Consider the following 25,976-nt stretch of genomic DNA (forward strand, 5'->3'; position numbering starts at 1 on the left):
ATGCCGAGCTTTTTTATTATAATAAAGTTAATTATAAAATCGGTAAAATTCTTTTATATAAAGCAATGCGTTTATCATCAATATCCATATCTTCATGGAAATGTCCGAAATAATGTTTTTTAAACGTACAAAGTTTTTCGACTTTTTCAAGATATTTGTTTAATTTGTATTCGTCTTTTAAACCTTTCTTAAAGATGTTTTTATTTATTGAGTAAGGTGCGGTGTGGCTTATTATGTAGTCTATTTTATAATTATGTAACTTTAAATTCTTTAAACCTTCTTCATATTCTTTTTTATTTGGCATTTCTTCAGCCCACCAGGTTCTTCCGCTTTCTCTCATTGATTTATCTATGGAGTTTCCTCCACCAAAAGTAAAGAATTTTTTATCTTCTATTGTATAAACTTGTCCTCTCATTAAATGGATTATACTTGGCTTTATAAATTGAACATTGCCTCCCATCCATTTTGTAACTTTATATCTTTTCAGTAAATCAAAATTTTCATGATTTCCGTCTACCCATAGTGTAGTAAAATTTTTATTTTCAAGTTTGTTAAGATAAAAATTATCTCCTCTTCCGTTTCCCCAAATTCCCCCAAAGTCTCCGCATATTATTAAATAATCATTTTTTGTCATATCTCTTTGTTCTGGGAAATACTTTTCTTCCAGTTTTTTTATATCAAGGGGAATATGGGTGTCTCCTGTAACGTATATCATATTTATACCTCATTTAATCGTAAATATATAAATCCTTTCAATTATTTATGGTTATCTTTTGTTATAAATGCTATAATAACAAATTGGATATAAATGTATTTAATGGAAAGGACATATTTAATGAATATATTATCAAAATTATCTAATAAAAACAAAGGAGTTATGTTTATTATTTTATCTTCCTTTTGCTTTGCTGCAATGAACGTTTTTGTAAGAATGGCAGGAGATCTGCCTTTCATTCAAAAGAGTTTTTTTAGAAATTTTATAGCATTTTTTATAGCTTTATTTTTACTTCGCAAAAGCGGGATAAAATTTGAAATGCCAAAAGGGTCTAGGTTAGATTTAGTTCTAAGAGCTACATTTGGAACCATAGGAATTTTTTGCAATTACTATGCAATAGACCATATGCTTGTAAGTGATGCATCAATGCTTAATAAACTTTCACCTTTCTTTGTAATAATATTTTCTTATTTTATTTTAAACGAAAGAATTAAGCCATTTCAAGCATTATGTGTATTAATTGCATTTGTAGGAGCTCTTTTTGTAATTAAACCTGGATTTACGGGAATGCCTGTTTTCCCTGCTTTAATAGGTACAATGGGAGGGATGTGTGCAGGTATTGCTTATACATATGTAAGAAAGCTTGGAACTCAAGGTGTTAAAGGACCTTTTATAGTTTTCTTCTTTTCTGCTTTTTCATGTCTTGTATCTCTTCCTTATTTAATATTTGAATTTACTCCAATGAGTGTATATCAAATATTTATTTTACTATTGACAGGGCTTGCAGCCTCAGGAGGGCAGTTTTTTATAACGGCAGCATATACTTATGCACCTGCGGGAGAAATCTCAATATATGACTACTCACAAATTATTTTTGCTACGTTCTTGTCCTTTGTTTTTTTAGGACAAATTCCGGATATGTTAAGCGTAGTTGGATATGTAATAATATGTATTGCATCAATAATAATGTTTTTATATAACAATAATAAAATAATGTTAAAGGAGAAATAAAATGGATTTACCAAAAGACCCAATAATACTTTTAAGTTTTATAAATACAAAATTAAGAGATTTTTATCCAAATTTGCATGAGCTTTGTATGGATTTATCAGTAGATGAAGAAGAAATAATAAATAAACTTTCAAGTGTAGGGTATGAATATAATAAAGAAAGAAATTGTTTTGAATAATTAAAAGCCAAACTATTTAGTTTGGCTTTTAATTATATAATTTAAGTAATAATAAAATGGAACTTACAAAAACCATTAAAATGGTAGCAAGGACTATTATTATTTTATCTGCTGTTTCTTTTTTTAATATTTTTGTAAATATATTATAAAATACTACACCAAGTAATCCTCCTAGTATATTTAGTATAATATCAGTAATATCACTTGCCCCAATTCCTAAGATGTATTGTAGTATCTCAAAACTAAAGCTCGATATTAAAAATACAACAATGTTATTAAAATAAGATTTTTTTCTTTTTATATTGTATAAAATACCAAATGGAAAAAATAAAATAATGTTTCCCGTTAAGTCTAGTCTGTTTACTATTCCATTAAACAAGTCATTAAAGGGTATTAAATTAATGCTTCTTGAAAAATATCTATTATAAGAAAAAAGCTCAACAGGGGTTACATACTTAAATAAAATTTGAGAAAATAAAAAATAAACATAAAAAATTATTAATAAAAATAATAGAATATTCCATAATGATAATTTCTTCATAATATTATCCTTCCTTTTGCTAGTAATATAACAAAAAGTTTTTAGGATAATATTTAGAAAAAATTAAAATTGTATGAATTGTAAAGTTAATTTAAAGAAGGGAAGATGTTATTTAGGAAAGGTAAGTATCTATGATAAAATTTAACGATTAGTCCTACTAATACAGCTGATATTATAGTTCCAATTCCTATACCGTTCATTCCTCTAAAGAATAGAAAAGATAAAATTGTAGCACTTGACATTAATGTTACATCAAATATTACTTTAATTGTTCCAAATTCTTTTTTAGTTACGGTTGATATTGCGCTTACTATTCCTTCTCCCGGAATCATAATAACTTTAGGTAAAACTTCAAGAGTAATTCCGAAAGCAAGAATTGCACATCCTAAAATTAAAAATATTCCTTTTGTTATAAAAGTTTGTGGGTTTAAAAAATAAAGCATATTCATGCTTATATCGATAAATAAACTAAATACTATATTAACCACTATTTGTAAAAGTTGTATGATTTGAAAATTTTTACGAAGAAGAATAATTTGTATGATAATAAATAACATATTCATTATAAATGTAAATTCTCCAAGAGTAGGAGTAAATTTAAGGCTTAATACACAAGGAAGACTGGAAATAGGTGATGTTCCAAGTGCTGCTTTTGTAATAAAAGCAATACCAAAGGAATTTATAATAACTCCGATAATGAAAACAAGATATCTTTTAAATAAACTTTCTTTTGCCATGTAATTATCAACTCCTTTTTTTAATATATTATAAATCAATTATATCAAAATTTATGAGTTTATGGAATAAAAAGTAATAAAATATAATATAGTTTAATATATTTTCATCGTTTACAATAATTTTGCTCGTATAGATAAATTATGTAAAACGTTTAATTGTAATTGAATATTAATTTATTATGATTGTGTTTGGCTGTTTAATGCTTTGCTTTTTAAAAATATATAAACACCTATGAAAATTATTATTCCTCCGATAATTTGATAATAGAATATTTTTTGTGAAAATATAATATAATCATAAAAGGCTGCAAAGATAGGTCCTAAAAGATTTATTACACTTACGGTTGTTGCCGAAACATATTTAACTGCAATATTAAATATTGCATGTCCAAGCATTGTGCAGAAAATACATAAACCAAAACAGTTTAAATACATTTCTTTTGGATAACCTGTAAAAGGAGTTTTGGTAATTATGGCAATTAAACCTAATACTATGCTGCAAACACTAAACAAAATAAAGAGGAAAGTATATTCCTCTATATCTTTAAGTGCTTTCTTTGAACATAAAAGATATGCACAAAAGAACAATGCAGTAAATAAAGAGATAACAAATCCAATAAAAGAACCGCCTTCTTTTGAACTAAGTAAGGTAAATATTCCTATGAAAATAAGACCTAAAATAGCAATAATCATTGCATTTATGCCTTTTTTATTTATTTTTTCCTTAAAAAGAAAATATGATGCAATGGCTATTGTTATAGGTTGTAGTGCACCTGTGATAGTTGATATAAAACCATTTGTATACATAAGTGAAGAAAAATAACAAAAAAAATGAAGAGCCATAAAAATACCGCCAAGCAAGCAGTATTTTAGGTTATGCCATTTTAGGTCTAAAGAATGATTTCTTTGTCTATAAAAAACAAAAGGAACCATAATAAGAGCAGAAAAGCTCAATCTATAGAACCCGATTATTATAGGCATACCTCCATAACTTAATGCATTTCTTGTAAAGATTACTGCCGTATTTGCAAAAAGAACAGAAAGAATTAATATGATATAAAATTTTTTACTATTATTCATTGCCTAAACTCTTATTAAATTTTAAGCCACACACCCACCATCGACATGATAGAATCAAGTGCTTACCCGAGTATAGACTCAAATCAGGTGATTTCGGGGCACATCATAGCACTTACTTACCACTGCTTGCTCTCGCACCTGATGGAGTTTGTAAGGTATAATTGCACGAAGCCCAATTCTCAACATCCATAAAGGAGTGCTAACCTTAATTGTATCAGCCTCAAAGCGGGAATTCGGTCTTGCTATAGCGGATTGCAAGTACAGGGCACCGCTAACTCCCCACTTAGTGTGGCTTATTAATTATAAATTTTTTAAAAGGTTAAGTCAAGGGGAAAGGGAAGAATAATATTTATATATTAAATATGGTATATAAATAAAATATTGAAATTTTATATATTTATAATTTTATGTGATTATTTGTTCTATTTGAATTAAAAAGCAGAGGGGGCTCTGCTTTTTAATTTATATCTTTTATTTCATTTTTCTTGATTTCAGGAAGTACCGTTAGAAGCATTGTTATGAAACAGGCCGCTCCTCCGATAAAATTCGATATTGGTTCAGCCCAAAATACTCCGTTTACATGGTAAGAAAAGAATTTTGGTAAAATAATAGTTAAAGGTACAACAATGATAACTTTTCTAAATATCGAAAAGAATACCGCATGTTTTGATTTTCCTAGGGATACAAAGACTTTTTGTCCTGCAAATTGAAGAGCCATCATGAAAAATCCAAAGAAGTAAATTTCAATAGCAGGTATGCTTTTTGAAATTAAATTTGGGTCATGATTGAATATTTTTATAAATATATCCGGAAATTCTATTACCACAAACCATGCTATGAAAGTATATAAAATACATGTTATACACATGAATTTTATTGCTTTTTTTAAACGGTCGTATTTTTTTGCTCCGTAATTATAACTTAGTATAGGCCCTGCTCCGTCTGTAAGCCCCATTACGGGAAGAGTGAATATTTCTCTGATGGAATTTAGTATGGTCATTACACCTACGTATAAATCACCGCCGTATACTTGTATGGTAGCATTGCATACTACTTGTACGGTGCTGTTAGTAACGGCCATAATAAATCCCGACATTCCAAGACCTATAATTTTTTTTATTCTGTTTAATTTTAATTTCATTGTTTCTTTTGTAAGTTTTATGAGAGCTTTTTTGCTTGTTAAAAAATGGAGTACCCATATGCTAGAAAGAAACTGAGATATAATAGTTGCAGTTGCGGCACCTTTTACACCCATGTTTAGATAAAATATAAAGAAAGGATCAAGTATTATATTTACTCCTGCACCAAAAAGAGATGTTAACATTCCTATTTTTGCGAAACCTTGTGCATTAATAAAACTGTTCATTCCAAGGCTAGTCATTACGAAAATATTTCCAAGCAGATATATAATTATATATGCACTTGCAAAGGGATATGTTGCGTCACTTGTGCCAAATAAATATAATATAGGTTTATGAAAAGTGATTCCTATTACTGTAAGAAATAAAGCAACGATAATCATCATTACAAAAGCATTTCCCATTATATTACCTGCTTCTTCATCGTTCCCTCTGCCTCTTTCCATAGAAAACAAAGGAGTTCCACCGATGCTGAATAAGTTTGTAAATGCCGTTACAATCATGATTATCGGAAAACAAAGCCCAAGTCCAGTAAGGGCAAGTGTTCCTGTTTGTGGTATTCTTCCTATGTAAATTCTGTCTATCATGTTGTAAAGAAGGTTTATAAGTTGTGCCATTGTCATTGGTATTGCAAGTTTTAGTATATGTTTTGACACACTTCCTTCGCCAAAGTTTGCTGTATTATTCATTGTTCCTCCTTTGGTTTATTATTTATAATTCTATTATATACCTTTACATTGCTTTTACAAAAAAGGAATGCTTATTTGTTTTAAATTTATATATAAGTTATAGGTAATAAACAATAGATTTCATTGTTTTGTTTGTTCTGCGATTTAAATATAAAGATTTAAACGAACTTTTTAACGAATATTTATAAAATCAAAGAAAAGTCCTTGGATTTATTCAAAGGACTTTTTTTATATTTTATTTGATATAGTTATTTTTATAATGCATTGATTTGTAAAAGTCTGTACCTCCCGATAGAACTTGAACATTTTTAAACCCATTTTCTTTAAGTATTCTTGCGGCATTGTAAGAACGTACCCCTATTTTGCAATATGGTATTATTGTTTTGTTTTTGTTAAGTTCAAAACATCTTTGTCTCAGTTGTCCAAGAGGTATATGATAAGAAGGATCAATTTTATACATAGCTCTTTCAAAGTCTTCTGTAACATCTAAAATGATAAAATCATCTTTACCTTCTTTAATCATTTCATCAAGTTCATCATATTCTATAAAATCTACCATATTGTTTAGAACATTTTCTGCTACATATCCAAGCATATTTACAGGATCTTTTGCTGATGAGAATGGAGGAGCATATGCAAGTTCAAGATTTTGTAAATCATAAATTGTTGCATTTAATTTCATTGCCGTAGCCATAACATCAATTCTCTTGTCTACACCTTCTTTTCCAACTATTTGTACTCCGAATATTTTACCTTTTTTATCAAAAATCATTTTTAAAGTAATAAAGTTTGCATTTGGATAATATCCTGCATGAGATTTTTGATTTATTATTATTGTGAGATAATCTTTATTTTTTTCTTTTCCCGCTTGTTTAAGTTGTTTTTCGTTAAGCCCTGTTGAAGCGGCATTTAAGTCAAATATTTGAGCAATGGAAGTTCCCATTGTCCCCTCGTATTTTTTGTTGTCTCCCGTTATATAATCAGCCAATATTCTTGCCTGTTTATTTGCAGGACCCGCAAGAGGTATCATTGTTTTTTCTTTAGAAATAAAGTTTGCTACTTCAATAACATCTCCTATGGCATATATGTCTTTTTCAGATGTTTCCATATGTTCGTTAACGATAATTCCACCTTTTTTGTTAAGTGAAATTCCTGCATTTTTTGCAAGCAAACTATTTGGGTTTACCCCTATTGAAAGTAGCACCATATCACTTTCTACTTTTTTCCCGCTTTGAAGTAAAATATTTAATTGCTCTTTTTCTTCCTTAAAAGCTTTTACTCCATCTTTTAAAATTAAATTTATGCCTTTTGATATTATTTCTTCATGGAGAAGATTTGCCATTTCAATATCAAGAGGTGCCATAACCTGATCCTGCATTTCTATTATGGATACATCAATTCCCTGTCTTTTAAGATTTTCTGCCATCTCAAGTCCGATGAAGCCTCCTCCTATTACACTTGCTTTTTTAGGTTTATTGTTAGTAATAAAAGATTTTATTTTGTCAGTATCGTTTATATTCCATAAAGTAAATATTTTTTCATTATCTATTCCCTCAATAGGAGGTTTTATAGGACTTGACCCAGTTGAAATAATTAGTTTATCGTATTTTTGATAATACTCTTCATTTGTAATTAAATTTTTTACTTTAACTTGTTTGTTGTTTTTGTCTATTTCTATTACTTCGTTTTTTATTTTTACGTTTATGTTGAATTTTTTTTTCATTGCTTCCGGTGTTTCCAAAAGTAAATTTGCTCTTTGATTTATTACATCTCCTATATAGTAAGGAAGTCCACAGTTTGCAAAAGATATATAATCTCCTCTTTCAAATATGATGATATTTGCATTTTCTTCTTTTCTTCTTAATCTTGCAGCTAAAGTTGCTCCGCCCGCAACTCCTCCTATAATAACAATATTTTTCATGATAATATTTTCTCTCCTTTGATTTTATGAATTAATTATATATTAAAATAAAATTTATTTCGGTGACTTAATCACATAAGCAATTTATTATTTATAAAAAATGTAATTAATGTTTTACAATATAAAAGAAATTTATATAAAATAATTAAAATATCTATTTAAATAAATTATGAAAGAAAAATGAAACTTTGAAATATACAAGTAAATAATTAAATATAAACTTTTTAGAACTAAAGTTTTATGCTATAATTAAGCGGATATTATTTATTAAAGGGGTAAAAATATGGAAATAAAAAATAAATCAATGCTTGCCGATTTTTCACTTTTAATTATGGCATTAATATGGGGAAGTGGATTTATATTTACTAAAAATACATTGGATTCATTAACAGGAATTCAACTAATATTTATTAGATTTTTAATAGCATTTGTAACGCTTTTTATTTTTAACATTAAAAAACTTAATTTGATAAAAAAATCTACAATATATAAAAGTATAATTATAGGATTTGTTCTTTTTCTTGGATTTGCATTCCAAACTTATGGACTTGTGGAAACACCAGCAGGTAAAAGTGCTTTTTTAACTGCGGTATATGTAGCAATAGTTCCTTTTATTGCAATGTTTATAGGTGAAAATAAACCTGAAAAGCATAATTTTATTGCAGCTTTTCTTATGATAATAGGAATATTCTTCCTTACTATGAATCCAAAGGAAGGATTTAGTATAAATTATTATGACGGCATTACTCTTATAGGTTCTATATTTTGGGCTTTCCATGTGTTCTTTGTTGGACATTTTTCAAAAGGAGAGGATCCTATTATACTTTGTATGATGCAGATGTTTTTTGCGGGAGTATTTGCATTTGTACTTTTACTTTTTAACGGGGAAATATCAACATTTAACATAACAGGAAATACTATTCCTACTTTACTTTATTTAGGTGTAATTGCTTCGGCTGTTACTTTCCTTATTCAAAATGTTGCTCAAAAATATACTTCTCCTACACATGCAGGAATACTTATGAGTATGGAAAGTGTATTTGGAACTATATTAGGTATTATTTTCCTTAATGAAGTTTTTTCTATGCAAATGCTTGTAGGTGCTGTTATAATATTTACAGCTTTAATTTTAGCGGAAACAAAATTTGAATTTTTAAAGAGAAAAACTTTAAAAGAGTAATGTTAAAGGAGAATTATGATAAATACAATTTTTGTTGAAGAAATAAAAAAAATAGTCGGTGAAGAAAATGTTTTGTTAAACGAGCCGATGAAAAAACACACTACATTTAGAAGTGGTGGAGAAGCTGAATTATACATAAATGTTTTAAGCAGTGAAAATTTAGTTGAACTTATTAAATATCTTAAAGAACATAATATAGAATATAGTGTTCTTGGAAGAGGAAGTAATGTTCTTGTTAAAGATGGAGGAATAGATTCAGTTGTTATAAGTACTTCTATGATGAAAAATTTATCTGTTAAAGATAATATAATAGAAGCAGATGCTGGAGTTTCTCTTGCTTTAATTGCAAACGAGGCTTTAAAAAACGAACTTGAAGGTTTTGAGTTTGCAAGCTGTATCCCCGGAAGTCTTGGGGGAGGCGTTTTTATGAATGCCGGTGCCCATGGTGGAGAATTAAAAGATGTATTGGTTGATGTTACTGTTTTTGATGGAAAAGATATAAAAGTGCTTTTACCTGATGAGCTTGATTTGAGTTATAGACACAGTAATGTTGAAGAAAAAGGATATGTTGTTCTTTCGGCAAGAATAAAACTTAGAAAAGGCGATACGGAAAAGATTAAAAATAAAATGGCAGAAAATAAAGAGTATAGAGTAAATGCTCAGCCAATGGAACCATCAGCGGGGAGTACCTTTAAACGACCTGAAGGATATATTGCAGCAAAACTTATTGATGATGCAGGACTTAAGGGTTTCCATGTAGGTGATGCTTACGTAAGCGAAAAACACGCAGGTTTTATTGTTAACAAAAATAAAGCTAAAAGCAGAGATATTCTTGAAGTTATTGATTATGTGAAAAAGGAAGTATACAATAAATATAACGTAATGCTTGAAGAAGAAGTAAGAATCATAGGTAAAGATTCTTAGGAGGTATATTATGAATTATGCTGATTTTAAAGTTATAAAAGATAAACTGGAAAGAAGAGCCAAAATATTATCAGTTTTTCCTATATTTATATTTTTGGCTATGATATTTCAAATAGTGCTTTTAATTGTTCAGGTAAACACAAGAGCAACATGGTTTAATTTTGTACTTGTGGATCAATTGTTTTCCAATGCACGTATTTTTGCGGGGGTTGACAATATTGTTCTTTCGATTATGTTTTACGGGGCAGTTGCATTGTGCGTATTGATAATCGGATGCTGTGCGTACTTTTGTTATAAAAATATAAGAGCATCGTATTCCGTATTAATATTTTTATACTTGATAGATTCTCTTATTGCCGTATTATCTATCGATTATGTTCAAATCGGTGTGCATTTTGTATTTTTGTGCTTTCTTGTGTACGGAAGAAGAACTTTAACACATCTTAACAGTATTCCCAAAGAAGTATGGGGATACGGTAAATAAAAAAGAGCTTTTTGCTCTTTTTATTTAAATTTTACAGCAGTTCCATAGGCCAATATTTCAGCTTTTTCCTTTATTCTAGGTGATGAGGCATATCTTATGCTGATTATTGCATCTGCCTGTTTGTTTTGTGCAACTTTGACCATGTTTTTTGTTGCGTCTGCTCTTGCTTTGCTAAAACTGTTTGTTTGAATTCCTTCGCCTCTTACCATTCCCAATATTTCCAATTCTTTACCCGGAATTGTCTCTGTGGTTGTCAACATAATATCGTTCTTCATGAGTTACTCCTTTTTGTTTTTTATATTTTAAACTATACACTATATTTGCTTGTTAAGGAAGAGGATATATTATTTTATTTTTAATTAAATGATTAAAAAATAAATAAAATAATAAATAAAAAAGAGCCAATTGTTTAGCTCTTTTATTTGAATTTTACGGCAGTTCCGTAAGCGAAAACTTCTGCTGCGCCTTGCATAATTGATGATGAAGAATACCTTAACGCAACGATTGCATCCGCACCCATGTTTTCTGCTTCCATAACCATTCTTTTGGTTGCCATCGCTCTTGATTCGTCCATCATTTGTGTGTAAGATTTAAGTTCTCCTCCTACAAGATTCTTAAATGTTTGCGAAATGTCTTTCCCCACGTTTTTTGTTTGAATGCAAGAACCTTTTGCAAGTCCTAAAGCTTCTATTTCCTTTCCAGGAACTGTTTCAGTAGTTACTAAGATCATCTTCTTCTCCTTTCTCAATTTCTTTTAATCTTTCTGAAACTGCATTAATCATTGTTTTTATTAAAAATATCATTATTAAAGTTATAATTACTTTAAAAATTAAAGAAATATTTAAAAATATGATTGATAATATATATATTATAAGAAGAATACAAATAAGTATTCCAATTATAATAGGTGCTATTTTTTCTTTGTTTTTATCTTTCACTTTTTCACCTAAAAAATTATATCTTCAAGAAATCTGTTTCTTATATCGTTTATTTGTTTATTTGTAACGTCACATGATAATAAATAATTTTCAAAAGAAGAATATTCATCCATTATATATTCTATTGTTGCATCTATAAATTCGGGTTTTGATAGAAATACTCTTGATTTTGTTATGTTATATTCTCTTACAAAATTAGGATCTTCTCCCATATATGTATATGAAACTTGATAGTTTGCAACTATGTCTTTTAAGCTTACGTTTGCAATGCCAAGAAGCAGCATTGAAACAATTCCAGTTCTGTCTTTTCCTGCGGTACAGTTAAATATAAGTCCTCCATTTAGGTTATTTGATATTATATCAAATATGTCTTTGATTGCTTTTTTATTAGACAGTCTTTTTATATATCCTTGTATCATATCAAAGTAGCCGTCTTCTTTTGTTATGTCTGCCTGCATATCTTTTACGCTTAGTGGCACATTATAATATTTTATGCCGTCTATATTTTTTAGTTTACTTGGTTTTTCTTTAACTTCTTCTTCACTTCTTAAATCCAGCACTGTTTTTATACCGTATTTAATCAGAAAATCAATATCTTCGTTTGTTATAATGCTTAAAGATGAAGAACGTATAAATTCTTTATATTTTGTTATTTTTTTATCTTTTGTAATATAACCACCAAGGTCTCTTGTGTTTTGTGTTCCTTTTAGTGGAAGTGTTCCGGAAATATGTAGTTCTTTAATATTCATTTTAATTTTCCCTTTTTATTTTATTGTACCATAAAATTTTTATTTAATATGTCTTTTGTTAATTCTTAATTATTATTTAGAAAAATTTAACATGTATTTTACCTAATGATTATTAATTTACTGTTATAAGTTTGTTTTGAAAAAAAATTTAAAATATTTATTTGTGGATGTATAATTAATATAAGTATTATATTTTCTAATAAAAGGGAGGTAGAAAAAATGAGCGATATTGTATTTAAAAATGAAGACATTAATTTGAAGGAACATAGGCGTGTAAGCAAGAATACGGGTAATGTCACTTATGAAATGCATCTTGTAGATGATGAAGATACAAAGATGATGGTAAAAATAATGATATACCCAAAAGGAGTTTTTACACCTTGGCATACTCATGACTGCGCTCATGGCATGTATGTAATAAAAGGAACATTATACACGAACTTAGGGGATTTTGAAGCGGGAAGTTTTGTTTGGTTTAAAGAAGGAAGTAAGGCTTTTCACGGAAGTAAAGATGAAGATGTTGAAGTGTTGTTTATAACAAATAAAGAATTCAATATAAATTACTTATAAAAAAGAGCATTTTAAATGCTCTTTTTTCTCATGTCTATTATTTGTATATTGTAGTTTTTTAATTTTTCTAAAAATATATTGTAGCCTATATCATCATTTTCTATTTTTAATACGGGATTATTGTCAATAAATAAAATTGTTGCCATGTTGATAATTCTGCATGAAGTGAATTGATAAAAATAAAAAGTGTTTCCCTTTGAATCCGTTATTCTTTCGTCTTCTACAATTACTTTTCTGTTTATGGCTTTTTGAACTGAAAAAAGATTCATTATTATTACAAATATAAAAAGTACATCCCATATTATTGAATCATGAAATATAAGACCTTGTTTGTATAATGCAAATCCGGCTACAACCAAAATTAATATTACTGTGTGAAATACTACTTTTGATTTTGGTTTTTTCATTATGAAATAGTCTTTATTATTTATCGTTTCTGTTTTTTTATTTACTGTTTTATTCATATATTTTGTCCATAAAGAAAAACAAAATATTCCCAAAAATATTCCTATTATTGTTGCGATAATACTCATTTTTTACTCCTTAAGTGTTATATTTATTTTAACCGGATTGTGGTCTGCAAAATTAAACTTTGTATCTATTGTTTCTATGTTGTTAAGTTTTATGTTTGGAGAAAGTATAAAACCGTCAATTACATGGTACTGCGTGTTTGGGCTTTTTTCATCAAATTCTTCATTTAATAATCTTGATGTAGGAGTTTTGTCGTCGGTAACAATGTTCCAACTTTTTAAAAAATTATCTATATCAAGTTTCCCAGGTTTAAAGTGTTTATCTTTTATAAGAGGGTATTTATTTATATTTGTATTAGGAAAGATTTGATTAAAATCTCCGCCTGCTATACAGTAATTTCCTTTTTCGTACTCTGTTTTTAAAATATCCGTAAGTATCTTTGTTTGTTTTATTTTCCCTTCTCCTTTGTCATATGCTTCCAAATGTAGATTTACCAGAATAAGTTCTTTTTTTGAATTTTTAATCTTAACTCTTTCAACAAGAAGACATCGTTTTAATTGGCATAATCTTATTGGATATTTAAAAGAAACAGGAAGAGAATATCTTTTTGCCGAAATTATTTCATATGGATTTAGAGTTAATATTCCGCTTTCAACTTTTCCTATTGTGTCTTTAATTGGGTATGGGATATATTTACATGAAAAATTTTTTGCAAAATAAGCTGTCTTTTTAAATACTTTTGATAAGTATCTTACTTGGTTTGTATTATATCCTCTTTTTGACTTTGTGTCTATTTCTTGTATAAAAATTATGTCGGCGTTTGTTTTTCTTATATTTTCTTCGATTCCTTTAAGGTTTCTTATTACCATTTTTTTTGATTCTATTCTGGTTCTTTTCCCACCGTCCATGAAAAAGTCACTGTCGGCACTATCGTTACAGTAGCCTATATTATATGTAAGAACACTTAAAGAATCGTTAATATGAAGTTCTTTTTCTTCGCCTTTTCTTATAAGAAGTGCATCTTCTATTTCTTCAGGTTTATATTCATTTATTGTTAAATAAAAAAGTAAGGATAAAATAAGTATTATAAGTAATCCTATTAAAGCAGTTATTATTGTGAATATCATTTTCTTTCTCCCTTTTTATAAATTATATCATAAAAAAATAAAAGAAGAATATATCCTCTTTTATTTGTATGAATTGATATTTTTTAATTGTTTACTTTTAATTTTTTCCATGTAGTGTTCTTTTGATTCAATTATTGCACACCACTTATCAACCAAACATATTATAATTGCTTCTTTGCTTTTTGGGATGGCTCTAAGAGTTAGAGGCCACATATGAGAATGTATAATGTTTTCTTCTTTTTTTGTTAATTCAAAATGTTTCTTTGCGTTTTCAAGTGCTGCTTTAGGATGATTAAACCCATGCATTTTTTTTCTTTCTACTGTTTTATCGTGCCAGTCGTAAAGATAGAAATCATGAAGCATTGCTCCTCTTAGAAGTTGTTTTTCCTGTATCTTTAAATTAAATTTTTTAGATAAAATATAACTGTATAAAGCGACATTTAAAGAGTGCGCATAGGTTGTTGTTCCACCATGCTGTATATATCCTTGCATTTTTTGTACTTCTTTATTTGAAATTATTTCTTTTATTTCATTAAAGAAAATCATTTTTTCTTCTCTTGTCATTTTTTTACCACCTTAAAAGTATTATATTATATTTTTATATTAATACATATATATTATGAACTTATTAAGAAAAAATTATATTTTTTTTAAATTTTTAAATAAAAAATTACAAAAAGTTATTGACATATTTTAATTTTTTATATATAATAATAAAGCTTTATGAGTTTGCGGATGTGGCGGAATTGGCAGACGCGCTAGACTTAGGATCTAGTACTTCGGTGTGGGGGTTCGACTCCCTTCATCCGCACCAGTTTAAAATTAAACCGATTGTTTTACAATCGGTTTTTTTGTTTTATATTAAATATTATATATATTTTAATTTTACAAAAAAGGAGCATAAGCTCCTTTTTATTTTTTTATTAAAAGCTTTTCTCCAGGATGAATTAGTTCAAGGTGGTTTAGTTTAATTAAGGCATCTTTCGTTGTATTATATTTTTCTGCTATTTCTTTTAAGGTGTCACCGTCTTTTACTGTATAGGTGATATATTCCTTTTGTTTATTTTTTTCTTCATCTGTAATTAAAATTTCTTCTTTGAATCTATCCATATCTACATGCCCGCTTATACCTTTAACATCTCCTCTGCTGGAATATTGAAATCCTGACCATTTTGACCACTCGCCTGTTGTATATGGACTTCTTACTCCATAATCGGCAATCCATAATGGATATTTGTTAAGGTCTTTTTCCCAGACTGTTTGTACATCGTATGCATTTGAATAGAAAGCAGGTTTATAACCCAGTAAGTTTTCCAAAGTTTCCATATATACTTTAGCAATGTCATTACATTCTTTTTTGCTTAATCCGTCAAGTTGTTCAAAATCCATGGCAGGTCTTAGTTGTTGGTCTTTATTTTTTATAAGAGAATAAAAGAAATGAGCCTGTTCTCTAGCCTGTCTTGTATTTCTTGCGGTTACGTAATGATAAAATCCAATTTTTAAATCTTCTTTTTTAGCTTCTTTATAGTTTCTTTCAAATTTAGTGTCTGTATAATTGCTTCCTTGTCCTGCCCTTATATAAACAGCTTCTATGCCATCTTTTTTTACTTCTTTAAAATTAATATCTCCTTGCCAAACGCTTACGTCTATGCCTTTATATTCGCTGTTTGCGCTAATCATTCCGGCAGAACATACACAAATCAAAAAACAAATGCATAATATTATTACTGCTTTTTTATTTTTTTTCATATACTACCTCCTCAAGGTATAATATGGTTTTATAAAAAATCTGCTACAGAAAAGAGAGTATATAAAATATTTCGTTTTTGTAATTTCCCCATATTATTTATTTTATAAAGATATAATGAGATTATATGGACATGTTCTTAAGGGAAAAATTAAGAAATTAAAAGATTAGTGATAATCATATTTTTAATATGAAATAAATTTGTGTTATAAAAATTATAAACAGAGGTTTTATTATGAGAAAAATAATTAAATTCTTATTGCTTTTATCTATTATAGGGCTTTCTTACATAACAATAAAAGATCCTACAATGATTTCAAGAATGCAGGATAAAATAGCTGGTTCGATAAAAAGTGAAGTTGAATCAAACAAAAGTAAAATAACCGTTTATTATAAAACGGCAGATTCATATGTTGTGCCTCTTACAAGAATAGTTTCAAGTGAAGAAGCAAAATTTGATAATGTAATAAACCTTATGACTGACAATGAAGAAAATGGAAAAGTTGCAAGTAAAAATGGACTTTTCCCAACTGTAATTGCAGGTAGTATTAAAAGTGTAAAATTAGAAGATAATACAGCAAAGGTGGATTTAAGTGAAAAGGCTCAATTTGTGGATGAAGAAGATGAAAAAGCATTTATTATTTCAATTGTTTATGCTCTTACTGAATTTGAGAATGTTGACAGCGTAAGTTTTGAAATGGGAGATAAAGAAACTCTTACATATGGCAGTGAAATGAATAAATTATATTATCGTGAAAACATAAATGAAATTGAGAAAAATAAAAATTCAAAATCAAAACATACTATGTATATTGCTAAAAAATGTGAAAACGTATATAATTATATACCGTATAGTGTGTATACAGATAAATCAGATTTAAGCTTAAAAGATATACTTATAAATCATTTTACCATATGCAATACGAAAAAATATTCTTCAATGATATTTGCAACCACAGCAAATATAGAAGATGTAATAGTAAAAGGGGAGAGTGTATATATACATTTAAGCAAAGAATTTTCTTTAATGGACAAGACAATGTTAAGTTTATATAAAAACAGTGTTGCACTTACGGTAAAAGAAAATTCTGATGATATAAAAAAAGTTCGATTTGTGATAGACCAAAATGATAATAAAGATGGTATAATTGAAACTGAACTTGTAAACGACTATTCAAACGAAGAAAGACAATAAAGGAGTGAGTTGATGGAACGTATTGATAAAAGAAATTATGATGAAAAAAGACCAGTAAAAATCACAAGAAATTATACAATGTATCCTGATGGATGCGTTTTAATAGAGGTAGGGAATACAAAAGTTATATGTTCTGCTTTTATAGAAAATAAAGTTCCTCCGTTTTTAAGAGGAGAGGGAACAGGATGGATAACATGTGAATATTCAATGTTACCTTCTTCAACACAAACAAGAAAAAAAAGAGATATAAACAGACTTAAATTAGACGGAAGAAGTGCAGAAATACAAAGACTTATAGGCAGAAGTTTAAGAAGTGTTGTTGATTTATCAATTCTTGGAGAAAAAACAATAATGATAGACTGCGATGTTATCCAAGCTGACGGAGGTACAAGAGTTGCAAGTATTACCGGAGCGTTTGTTGCTTTATATGATGCTTTAAATAAAATGGTTGAAAAGGGAGATATTGAAAGACTTCCTCTTACATCTTTTGTTGCGGCAATAAGCGTTGGTATTGTAGATAACGAACCTCTTCTTGACTTATGTTATGTTGAAGATTCAAGTGCAATTGCAGATATGAATGTTGTAATGAACGAATATGGTGAATTTATTGAACTTGGTGTAACAGGAGAAGAAAGACCTGTAAAAGAAGAAGAACTTACAAAACTTATTTCTCTTGCAAAAAAAGGAATAAAAGAATTAATTGATATTCAAAGAGAAGTTTTAGGGCTTAGTAAATAGAGGTTAAAATGAAAGAAGTAATAATAGCATCTGCAAATAAACATAAATTAGAAGAAATAAAAAGTATATTAACAGATTATAAAGTAATAAGCATGGAAGAAGCAGGCTTTGTTGATGATATTGTTGAAGATGGAAAAAGCTTTGAAGAAAATGCACTTATAAAAGCTAAAGCCATCAATAAAAAAACTGGTAAGCTTGTTTTAGGTGATGATTCCGGACTTATGGTAGATTATTTAAACGGAGAGCCCGGAATATATTCTGCAAGATATGCAGGAGAAGAAAAAGATGATGATAAGAATAATAAGAAACTATTAAAAGCTTTGGAAGGTGTAAAAAAAGAAGACAGAAAAGCTAAATTTGTATGCTGTGTAGGAATATGTTATGAAGACGGAAGTGTTGAAACCGTAAGAGGTGAAGTTGAGGGGGAAATAGGTTTTAAAGAAGTCGGAGATGGCGGCTTTGGGTATGATCCTTTGTTTTATATAGAAAGTCTTGATAAAACTTATGCTGAACTTACATTTGACGAAAAGAATTCAGTAAGTCACAGAAGAAGAGCTTTTACAAAAGCTAAAGAAATACTTGATAAAAAACTTAAATGAGTCGAGGTGTAATATGGACAAAATACTCATAGTAAGCGACACACACGGAGATATAGAAACACTTGAGAAAGTTTTAAGAAAGGAAAAGAAATTTAATTATCTTTTTCACTTGGGCGATCATCATAACGATATAGATGATGTTGATTTTGATTTAACAAATGTTGAAGTAAAAAAAGTCAGAGGCAATTGTGACTTTATGAAGGAGATAGAAGAAATCTTTTTTGAATTTCATGGTAAAAAGATTTTTATGACTCACGGACATTTGTACGGAGTAAAAAATACTTATAGTTCGATTTTTTATAAAGCATGTGAAATAGGTGCGGATATTGTTTTGTTTGGACATACTCATGAAAAACTAAACATAAATATGAGCGGTGTTCATTTGTTTAACCCGGGAACTTTAAGCATGAGAGGCTATGGCAAAAGAAGTTATGGAATAATGGAAATAGACGAAAAGGGAAATTACAAAATAATACATAAATATATATAGGAGTTTTAATGAAGAAAGATAATATAATAAAGAAAATATTATTATGTATATATCCCGTTATTTTTTGGTTGATTTCTCAAGTAGGAGTAAGTATTGCTTTTCAGTTTTACTATGCATTAACAAGCATGAAAAAGGGAATATATGACTTAGAGGATTTAACAACATTTATAAGTGAAAATACTGTTTTTATTCTATTAATATCTTCTTTGATTAATATTATATTTTTTGGATTTATTTTATTAAAAAATAAGAAACTACATTTTCATTTATATGAAAATCAAAAAAATATTAAATATATCGTAAGTATTATTTTCCTTGGAATATCATTTTTTATGTTTTCCATGGGTATAATTGATATTTTTGATCTTACAAAATATTCATCCAGTTATACGGAAACAATGGCTTTGCTTTCCTCAGGAGGAGTATTAATTAATATTATTTCTGTTGGCATTATTACCCCCATAAGCGAAGAATTTATGTTAAGGGGAATAGTATATAATAATTTAAAAAGATATGTTAATTTTAAAACCGCAATAATTTTACAGGCTTTGATTTTTGGCGTCATGCATATGAATATAATTCAAAGTACATATGCGATTATTGCGGGAATAATAATTGGATATATTTATGAGAAGTCACAAAGTCTTATTATGTCATGTGTTTTTCATATAAGTTTTAATATTTGCAATCATCTTTTTTCACTTCCGATTTTATCGGATATTATGAGTTATAGTTTACTTATGACCATTATAGGTGTTTTAATTTTTTATATATCATTTAAATATTTTTTAAATGCAAATAAAAAGATAACTTAGGTTATCTTTTTTTTATGAAAACAATTTGTGAAAACAAAATGAAAAATAAAATTTTTTTATTGACAATTAAAAAAATATTCATATAATAGTTAGGTAGCTAACATGATAGTTAGGTAACTAACATAATAAGAGGGTAAATTATGAAAGCAAAAAAAGAAGTTGGAATGATAATAAGACGATTATCAAATGAAATTAGTAAAGAAATGAATAAAAAAATGGCAGCTTATGGCATCACAGGTGTTCAAGGAAGAATAATTTGTCATGTTACAGAATCAGAAGGAGATATATTCCAAAAAGATATTGAAGCATGTTTGTTTTATAGACGTTCTACCGTTACAGGAATATTGAATACCATGGAAGAAAATGGGCTTATTGAAAGAGTAAGTGTAGATTATGATGCAAGGCTTAAAAAAATTGTTGTTACAAAGAAAGGTTTGTGCATAAAATCACAAATAGGAAAAGATATTAAAAATATGGAAAGAACATTAAAAAATAGGCTTTCTAAAGAGGAAATTGATGCTTTTTTTGCGATAACAGAAAAAATGTTAAATAATTTCAAATAGTTACTATTTTCTTATTATGAAATTAATTTTGTTGGGAGGTATATGTATGTTAAAAACATTAATGGGTTCCATTAGAGAATTTAAAAAAGATTCTTTTCTTGCACCTTTTTATGTAATTATTGAAGTATTAATGGAAGTATTAATACCTTTTTATATGGCTGATATTATTGATATCGGTATTGCAAACGGAAATCTTAATTACATAATAAAATTAGGGTTGTTTTTATTCTTTTTAGCAATTATTTCTCTAATAACAGGTACTTTGGCAGGGAAATATGCCGCAAAAGCTTCTGCGGGATTTGCCAGAAATTTAAGAAAAGATATGTTTTATAAAATTCAAGATTTTTCATTTGCAAACATAGATAAATTTTCTACTGCAAGTTTGGTTACAAGGCTTACAACTGATGTTACAAATGTTCAAATGGCTTATCAAATGATAGTAAGACTTCTTATAAGAGCACCAATCATGTTGATATTTGCATTGTTTTTCACAATTAAAATTAATTTTGATATTGCTATTATATTCTTTATAGCAATTCCGGTGCTTGCATTGCTTCTTTTCTTTATTGCAATAAAGGCACATCCTCATTTTGAAAGAGTATTTAATACATATGACAGATTAAACAGTGTGGTTCAAGAAAACGTAACGGGTATAAGAGTTGTTAAGGCATATGTAAGGGAAGATTATGAAATTGAAAAATTTGATGGTATTTCTAAACTTATTTATAAATTCTTTACAAAAGCCGAAAAAATAGTTTCTCTTAATGCTCCGGTAATGCAATTTACAATATATACATGTATTCTTCTTATTTCATATTTTTCTGCAAGGTTTATTGTTGTGGGAACAATGACAACAGGAGAGTTAACAAGTCTTGTTGTATACGCAAGCCAGATATTATCAAGTTTAATGGTATTATCTATGGTATTTGTAATGGTTCTTATGGCTCAAACTTCTGCAGAAAGAATTGTTGAAGTATTAGTTGAAGAAAGTACTCTTAAAAATAAAGAAAATCCTATTATGGATGTTAAAGACGGTTCAATCGATTTTGAAAATGTTGATTTTACATATGGTAAAGATGAAGGAAATGGAAACAATCTTCCATTAAAAGATATAAATTTACATATTGATTCAGGTGAGACTGTTGGTATTATAGGTAGTACCGGTAGTTCAAAATCTTCTCTTGTTCAGCTTATTCCAAGACTTTACGATGTTACAAAAGGTCGTGTTAAAGTAGGTGGAATTGATGTAAAAGATTATGATTTGGAAACACTTAGAAATCAAGTTGCAATGGTTCTACAAAAGAATACTCTATTCTCAGGTACTATTAAAGAAAACCTAAGATGGGGAGATGAAAATGCAACTGATGCAGAAATTATTCAAGCATCAATGCTTGCACAAGCGGATGGTTTTGTAAGTGAATTCCCAGACAAATACGATACAAAGATAGAACAAGGCGGTACAAATGTTTCAGGTGGACAAAAACAACGTCTATGTATTGCAAGAGCACTTCTTAAAAAACCTAAGATACTTATCTTGGATGACTCTACGAGTGCCGTAGATACAAAAACAGATGCTTTAATTAGAAAGGCGTTTAGAGAAAAAATCCCTGGAACTACAAAGATTATTATCGCTCAAAGGATTTCTTCAGTTGAAGATGCTGATAAGATAATTGTTCTTGATAATGGTAGAATTGACCAAATCGGTACTCATGAAGAACTTCTAAAGACAAATGCAATATATCAAGATGTATATAATTCTCAAATGAAGGGAGGCCAAGAATAATGGATAAAAGAACAAATAAAAAGCCTCATTATTTGAAAACAGCTGCTAGACTTTTAAAATATGCACTAAAAAGTTATAAAATACAATTTATATTCGTATTTGTTTCTATTATTATAAGTTCTATTGCAAGTATGGCAAGTTCTGTATTTTTGATGTACTTGATAGATGATTGTATTACACCTTTAATAAATAGTGTTGCTCCTGATTTTACAATTGTTGTAAGAGCGATTTTAACATTTGCTTGTATATACTATGTTGGTGTAGCTTGTACATTCATTTATATGAGATTAATGGTAAATATCGGTCAAGGTGTTCTTAAAAAAGTAAGAGATGATATGTTTGAACATATGCAGACTTTATCAATAAGATATTTTGATACTCATCCTCACGGAGAACTTATGAGTCTTTACACAAATGATACCGATACTTTAAGACAGATGATTTGTCAAAGTTTACCTCAAGTATTTTCTGCAATAGTAACAGTTGTTGCGGTATTCTGTGCAATGATTTATATTAGCATTCCTTTATCTCTTCTTGCAATTTGCATGATTGCAATTATGACACTTGCAACCAAAATAATTGGTGGAAAAAGTGGTGAATACTTTGCAAAGCAACAAAGAAACATAGGTATCCTAGATGGTTATGTGGAAGAAATGATGAGTGGTCAAAAAGTTATAAAAGTATTCTGTCACGAAGAACAAAGTAAAGTGGATTTTGACAAAATAAACGATCAGCTTTATGAAAGTTCTGCAAAAGCACACAAATATGCAAACATTATTATTCCGGTAATAGCAAATATCGGTTATATACAATATGTTTTAACAGCAATACTTGGTGGAGCACTTGCAATTTCAGGTGTTGGCGGACTTACTCTTGGCGGTATCGCTTCATTCCTTCAACTTACAAGAAACTTTAACTTCCCATTCAGCCAAATTTCAGGTCAGTTAAATCCTATTATTATGGCCCTTGCAGGAGCTGAAAGAATATTTAACATGATGGATGAAGAAGGCGAAAAGGACGAAGGATATGTTACTTTGGTTAATGCAAATATAGATGAAGATGGTAATATTACCGAAAGCGAAAAGAGAACAGGTAAATGGGCTTGGAAACATCCTCATGGAGACGGAAGCGTAACTTATACTCAGTTAAATGGTGATGTTAGATTTATTGACATGACGTTTGGGTATAATCCTGAAAAAATAGTTTTACATAAATTAAATATTTATGCAAAACCCGGTCAAAAAATTGCCTTTGTAGGTTCAACAGGCGCAGGTAAAACAACTATAACGAACTTAATAAACAGATTCTACGATGTTACTGATGGTAAAATCAGATATGATGGAATAAATGTAAACAAGATTAAGAAAGATGATTTAAGAAGATCTCTTGGTATAGTTTTACAGGAAACTAATTTGTTTACAGGAACAATTAAAGAAAATATTAGATATGGTAAACTTGATGCAACAGATGAAGAAGTATATGCTGCTGCAGAACTTGTAAATGCCGATCATTTCATTAAGATGTTGCCTGATGGATATGATACTGTAATATCAGGTACAGGTGAAGAATTATCACAAGGTCAAAGACAGCTGCTTAGTATAGCAAGAGCTGCTCTTAATAATCCACCGGTTCTTATCCTTGATGAAGCAACTTCAAGTATCGATACAAGGACAGAAAAAATCGTTCAAGATGGTATGGATAAGTTAATGGAAGGAAGAACTGTATTTGTTATTGCTCATAGACTTTCAACAATAAGAAACTCAGATGCAATAATAGTATTAGAACATGGTACTATTATCGAAAGAGGTAACCATGAAGAACTAATAAAGAAACATGGTACATATTACAGACTATATACCGGTGCTTTGGAATTATCATAGAAAAAAGAGGCTTATGCCTCTTTTTTTATTATTCATATCAATTCTTCTTGTGCAGTATTGTTTATAATATTTATATTTTTATGCTAATAAATAACAAAAGGAATATAAAAGATTAATTTGTAAATAATATTAATTGATAAATTTAAGGAGGATTAAAATGAAACTTAGAATAAATAAAGACAGCTGTATTTCCTGTGGTCTTTGTACATCCATATGTGAAGATATATTTGAAATAGAGTCTGATGGTAAAGCAGGTGTAATAAGGAATCCTGAAAATGATTCTGAAATAACACTTGCAAGGGAAGCAATAGGAAGTTGTCCTGTAAATGCAATAAGTAAGTATTAAAAAAACAAGCTAAATGCTTGTTTTTATATTACTTTATATAATTCATCTTGTGATGGCGGAGATAATATTTCTTTTACTCCGTTTTTTAAAATGTAAATTTCTTTTTCCTTTGTTAAATATCCTATTGTGGATGAAGGTATATTTTGTTTATTTAATTCTTCTATTAATTTCTCGTCATTATCGGTTATAAACAACATTACTCCGCTGGATATTAGCTTATATGGGTTTATGTTAAAATGCTTTGCGATTTTTTTTGTTTCATCTAAAATTAATATTTTATCAATATCTATAATTGCCCCAAGCCCTGAATTTTCTGCCATTTCCCAAACTCCCCCTAAAATTCCGCCTTCTGTTGCATCATGAAGAAGACTTACATTAAGATTTTTTGCTATTAAACCTTCTTTTATTACGGACGTATCTTTTATTAGCTTTGATGTTTTTGATATTTCTTCTTTTGTCAAGAACTTTTCTACCTCTTCTTTTAAATCAAGGCTTATAATAGCACTTCCTTCAAGCCCTGCATATTTACTCATTACTATTTTATCATTAGCTTTTGGAGTAGGATTAACAATATTTTCTTTTCTTCCGATACATACTCCGCTTAAGATAAATTTATTTACGCTTGAAGTAACTTCTGTGTGTCCTCCGATTAAATCAACATTATTTTCTTCGCAGGTTAGAAGTATTTCATCTATTATTTCTTCTATATCTTCTATATTGGCATAGGTTGGAATAAGCATTGTTACCATCATTGCAACAGGTGTTGCCATTGATGTTGCAATATCGTTGCATGAAATATTTACGCATAGTCGGCCTATACCGTTTTTACTTCCTGTTATAGGGTCTGTGGATATTGAAAATAAATCACTTTCAAAATTTAAAAGAGCTGTGTCTTTTCCTATTCCTGCACCTATTAAAACTTCTTTGTTTTTTATATTAATTTTATCAAATAAGATTTTTTGTAATGTATGATTGGTTAATTTTCCTTCTTCCATGTTTTTCCTTCATAATAAAAAGATATTTTTTTATATTTTAGCACAAAAACGTCAATACTCATAGTAATTACTTATATTTGGAGAGGATTCATGATTAATATTATTTGTACCCTTGATTGTAAATTTCAAGAAAAAGGAGTGTGTACATTAAATACGGTGCCTTTTTATATTTCATCACTAAACGAAAAATGTATGTATTATCTTCCTAAAGATGAAAAAAATGATGAAGATATAAAAGATAATGAAAAACTCACTTAAAACAAGTGAGTTTTTTTATTTTTCTATTTTAAATTAAGTTGAAAAATTAGACATATTTTGATATTATAACTGTGAATGTGTAATAAAAAGGAATAATAAGATTTTTCGTTTAA

General features: G+C 28.5%; 31 protein-coding genes, 1 tRNA gene and 1 other RNA gene. 17 read left to right on the forward strand and 16 right to left on the reverse strand.

Annotation, left to right across the window (positions count from 1 at the left end):
- Positions 1-31 precede the first annotated feature (31 nt).
- On the reverse strand, positions 32-715 hold the full coding sequence (locus tag M6G78_RS05080) for a metallophosphoesterase (RefSeq protein WP_253229796.1): 684 nt from the start codon (positions 713-715) through the stop codon (positions 32-34).
- A 120-nt stretch (positions 716-835) separates the two neighbouring features.
- On the opposite strand from M6G78_RS05080, the gene M6G78_RS05085 reads away from it, so the two are divergent.
- On the forward strand, positions 836-1,726 hold the full coding sequence (locus tag M6G78_RS05085; RefSeq protein ID WP_138269362.1) for a DMT family transporter: 891 nt from the start codon (positions 836-838) through the stop codon (positions 1,724-1,726).
- A 1-nt stretch (position 1,727) separates the two neighbouring features.
- Positions 1,728-1,904, forward strand: a complete 177-nt coding sequence (locus tag M6G78_RS05090; protein WP_138269363.1) for a DUF4250 domain-containing protein — start codon at positions 1,728-1,730, stop codon at positions 1,902-1,904.
- Between the two features lie 28 nt (positions 1,905-1,932).
- On the opposite strand, the gene M6G78_RS05095 is transcribed toward M6G78_RS05090, so the two are convergent.
- From M6G78_RS05095 to M6G78_RS05120, 6 genes are all read right to left on the reverse strand, one after another.
- Complete coding sequence (locus M6G78_RS05095; RefSeq protein WP_253229797.1) at positions 1,933-2,445, reverse strand: VanZ family protein; 513 nt, start codon at positions 2,443-2,445, stop codon at positions 1,933-1,935.
- 86 nt (positions 2,446-2,531) lie between these two features.
- On the reverse strand, positions 2,532-3,182 hold the full coding sequence (locus M6G78_RS05100; protein WP_138269263.1) for a YitT family protein: 651 nt from the start codon (positions 3,180-3,182) through the stop codon (positions 2,532-2,534).
- Positions 3,183-3,359: 177 nt separating this feature from the next.
- Positions 3,360-4,262 (reverse strand): DMT family transporter, encoded by a 903-nt coding sequence (locus M6G78_RS05105; RefSeq protein ID WP_138269264.1) that lies wholly within the window; start codon positions 4,260-4,262, stop codon positions 3,360-3,362.
- A gap of 26 nt (positions 4,263-4,288) precedes the next feature.
- An RNA gene (ffs, locus tag M6G78_RS05110) (signal recognition particle sRNA large type) lies at positions 4,289-4,554 on the reverse strand.
- 165 nt (positions 4,555-4,719) lie between these two features.
- Positions 4,720-6,090 carry an MATE family efflux transporter gene (locus tag M6G78_RS05115; RefSeq protein WP_138269265.1) on the reverse strand — a complete coding sequence of 457 codons (1,371 nt, stop codon included), beginning with the start codon at positions 6,088-6,090 and terminating at the stop codon, positions 4,720-4,722.
- Positions 6,091-6,325: 235 nt separating this feature from the next.
- Positions 6,326-8,011, reverse strand: a complete 1,686-nt coding sequence (locus M6G78_RS05120; RefSeq protein ID WP_253229798.1) for a CoA-disulfide reductase — start codon at positions 8,009-8,011, stop codon at positions 6,326-6,328.
- Positions 8,012-8,294: 283 nt separating this feature from the next.
- Here M6G78_RS05120 and M6G78_RS05125 point away from each other — a divergent pair, with 283 nt between their 5' ends.
- From M6G78_RS05125 to M6G78_RS05135, 3 genes are read left to right on the forward strand one after another with little or no spacing between them, the layout of a single operon-like run.
- A complete protein-coding gene (locus M6G78_RS05125) occupies positions 8,295-9,191 on the forward strand; it encodes a DMT family transporter (protein WP_138269267.1) in 897 nt (298 codons plus the stop codon).
- Positions 9,192-9,206: 15 nt separating this feature from the next.
- The gene (murB, locus tag M6G78_RS05130) at positions 9,207-10,115 is read left to right on the forward strand and encodes a UDP-N-acetylmuramate dehydrogenase (RefSeq protein WP_138269268.1); all 909 of its coding nucleotides are present in this window, start codon (positions 9,207-9,209) and stop codon (positions 10,113-10,115) included.
- Positions 10,116-10,125: 10 nt separating this feature from the next.
- Complete coding sequence (locus M6G78_RS05135; RefSeq protein ID WP_138269269.1) at positions 10,126-10,599, forward strand: hypothetical protein; 474 nt, start codon at positions 10,126-10,128, stop codon at positions 10,597-10,599.
- A gap of 20 nt (positions 10,600-10,619) precedes the next feature.
- Here M6G78_RS05135 and M6G78_RS05140 read toward each other — a convergent pair whose 3' ends face one another.
- From M6G78_RS05140 to M6G78_RS05155, 4 genes are all read right to left on the reverse strand, one after another.
- On the reverse strand, positions 10,620-10,859 hold the full coding sequence (locus M6G78_RS05140; RefSeq protein WP_256476263.1) for a heavy metal-binding domain-containing protein: 240 nt from the start codon (positions 10,857-10,859) through the stop codon (positions 10,620-10,622).
- A 158-nt stretch (positions 10,860-11,017) separates the two neighbouring features.
- A complete protein-coding gene (locus M6G78_RS05145; RefSeq protein ID WP_138269270.1) occupies positions 11,018-11,329 on the reverse strand; it encodes a YbjQ family protein in 312 nt (103 codons plus the stop codon).
- Complete coding sequence (locus M6G78_RS05150) at positions 11,310-11,537, reverse strand: hypothetical protein (protein ID WP_138269271.1); 228 nt, start codon at positions 11,535-11,537, stop codon at positions 11,310-11,312. The genes M6G78_RS05145 and M6G78_RS05150 overlap by 20 nt, the downstream gene beginning before the upstream one ends.
- Before the next feature lie 8 nt (positions 11,538-11,545).
- The gene (locus tag M6G78_RS05155) at positions 11,546-12,286 is read right to left on the reverse strand and encodes a tyrosine-protein phosphatase (RefSeq protein WP_138269272.1); all 741 of its coding nucleotides are present in this window, start codon (positions 12,284-12,286) and stop codon (positions 11,546-11,548) included.
- 219 nt (positions 12,287-12,505) lie between these two features.
- Here M6G78_RS05155 and M6G78_RS05160 point away from each other — a divergent pair, with 219 nt between their 5' ends.
- A complete protein-coding gene (locus M6G78_RS05160; RefSeq protein ID WP_138269273.1) occupies positions 12,506-12,856 on the forward strand; it encodes a cupin domain-containing protein in 351 nt (116 codons plus the stop codon).
- A gap of 11 nt (positions 12,857-12,867) precedes the next feature.
- On the opposite strand, the gene M6G78_RS05165 is transcribed toward M6G78_RS05160, so the two are convergent.
- From M6G78_RS05165 to M6G78_RS05175, 3 genes are read right to left on the reverse strand one after another with little or no spacing between them, the layout of a single operon-like run.
- A complete protein-coding gene (locus M6G78_RS05165; RefSeq protein ID WP_138269274.1) occupies positions 12,868-13,389 on the reverse strand; it encodes a hypothetical protein in 522 nt (173 codons plus the stop codon).
- A 3-nt stretch (positions 13,390-13,392) separates the two neighbouring features.
- Positions 13,393-14,454, reverse strand: a complete 1,062-nt coding sequence (locus M6G78_RS05170; RefSeq protein WP_138269275.1) for an endonuclease — start codon at positions 14,452-14,454, stop codon at positions 13,393-13,395.
- A 60-nt stretch (positions 14,455-14,514) separates the two neighbouring features.
- Entirely contained in the window at positions 14,515-15,018 is a 504-nt protein-coding gene (locus tag M6G78_RS05175; protein ID WP_138269276.1) for an HD domain-containing protein, read from the reverse strand.
- A gap of 167 nt (positions 15,019-15,185) precedes the next feature.
- On the opposite strand from M6G78_RS05175, the gene M6G78_RS05180 reads away from it, so the two are divergent.
- A tRNA-Leu gene (locus tag M6G78_RS05180) sits at positions 15,186-15,268 on the forward strand.
- Between the two features lie 98 nt (positions 15,269-15,366).
- Here M6G78_RS05180 and M6G78_RS05185 read toward each other — a convergent pair.
- Positions 15,367-16,203 (reverse strand): GH25 family lysozyme, encoded by an 837-nt coding sequence (locus M6G78_RS05185; protein ID WP_138269277.1) that lies wholly within the window; start codon positions 16,201-16,203, stop codon positions 15,367-15,369.
- 233 nt (positions 16,204-16,436) lie between these two features.
- On the opposite strand from M6G78_RS05185, the gene M6G78_RS05190 reads away from it, so the two are divergent.
- The 9 genes from M6G78_RS05190 (at position 16,437) to M6G78_RS05230 (ending at position 24,610) form a co-directional block, all read left to right on the forward strand.
- Positions 16,437-17,396, forward strand: coding sequence for a GerMN domain-containing protein (locus M6G78_RS05190; RefSeq protein ID WP_253229799.1), 960 nt, complete (start codon positions 16,437-16,439; stop codon positions 17,394-17,396).
- Between the two features lie 12 nt (positions 17,397-17,408).
- Entirely contained in the window at positions 17,409-18,134 is a 726-nt protein-coding gene (gene rph / locus M6G78_RS05195) for a ribonuclease PH (protein WP_138269279.1), read from the forward strand.
- Between the two features lie 8 nt (positions 18,135-18,142).
- Positions 18,143-18,733 carry an XTP/dITP diphosphatase gene (locus tag M6G78_RS05200; RefSeq protein ID WP_138269280.1) on the forward strand — a complete coding sequence of 197 codons (591 nt, stop codon included), beginning with the start codon at positions 18,143-18,145 and terminating at the stop codon, positions 18,731-18,733.
- Positions 18,734-18,746: 13 nt separating this feature from the next.
- Positions 18,747-19,223 carry a YfcE family phosphodiesterase gene (locus M6G78_RS05205; RefSeq protein ID WP_253229800.1) on the forward strand — a complete coding sequence of 159 codons (477 nt, stop codon included), beginning with the start codon at positions 18,747-18,749 and terminating at the stop codon, positions 19,221-19,223.
- 8 nt (positions 19,224-19,231) lie between these two features.
- Positions 19,232-20,038 carry a CPBP family intramembrane glutamic endopeptidase gene (locus M6G78_RS05210; protein WP_253229801.1) on the forward strand — a complete coding sequence of 269 codons (807 nt, stop codon included), beginning with the start codon at positions 19,232-19,234 and terminating at the stop codon, positions 20,036-20,038.
- A 140-nt stretch (positions 20,039-20,178) separates the two neighbouring features.
- Positions 20,179-20,601, forward strand: a complete 423-nt coding sequence (locus M6G78_RS05215; RefSeq protein ID WP_253229802.1) for a MarR family winged helix-turn-helix transcriptional regulator — start codon at positions 20,179-20,181, stop codon at positions 20,599-20,601.
- 46 nt (positions 20,602-20,647) lie between these two features.
- Positions 20,648-22,384, forward strand: coding sequence for an ABC transporter ATP-binding protein (locus M6G78_RS05220; protein WP_253229803.1), 1,737 nt, complete (start codon positions 20,648-20,650; stop codon positions 22,382-22,384).
- Positions 22,384-24,264 carry an ABC transporter ATP-binding protein gene (locus tag M6G78_RS05225; RefSeq protein WP_253229804.1) on the forward strand — a complete coding sequence of 627 codons (1,881 nt, stop codon included), beginning with the start codon at positions 22,384-22,386 and terminating at the stop codon, positions 24,262-24,264. The genes M6G78_RS05220 and M6G78_RS05225 overlap by 1 nt, the downstream gene beginning before the upstream one ends.
- Before the next feature lie 157 nt (positions 24,265-24,421).
- Entirely contained in the window at positions 24,422-24,610 is a 189-nt protein-coding gene (locus M6G78_RS05230) for a ferredoxin (protein WP_253229805.1), read from the forward strand.
- 23 nt (positions 24,611-24,633) lie between these two features.
- Here the strand turns inward: M6G78_RS05230 and M6G78_RS05235 are convergent, their stop codons facing one another.
- Positions 24,634-25,605 (reverse strand): AIR synthase family protein, encoded by a 972-nt coding sequence (locus M6G78_RS05235; RefSeq protein WP_253229806.1) that lies wholly within the window; start codon positions 25,603-25,605, stop codon positions 24,634-24,636.
- Between the two features lie 90 nt (positions 25,606-25,695).
- On the opposite strand from M6G78_RS05235, the gene M6G78_RS05240 reads away from it, so the two are divergent.
- Positions 25,696-25,863 carry a hydroxymyristoyl-ACP dehydratase gene (locus M6G78_RS05240; RefSeq protein WP_138269288.1) on the forward strand — a complete coding sequence of 56 codons (168 nt, stop codon included), beginning with the start codon at positions 25,696-25,698 and terminating at the stop codon, positions 25,861-25,863.
- The last annotated feature ends 113 nt before the right edge of the window (positions 25,864-25,976 follow it).

Source organism: Anaerofustis sp. NSJ-163, from assembly GCF_024135845.1.
Taxonomy (GTDB): domain Bacteria; phylum Bacillota; class Clostridia; order Eubacteriales; family Anaerofustaceae; genus Anaerofustis; species Anaerofustis butyriciformans.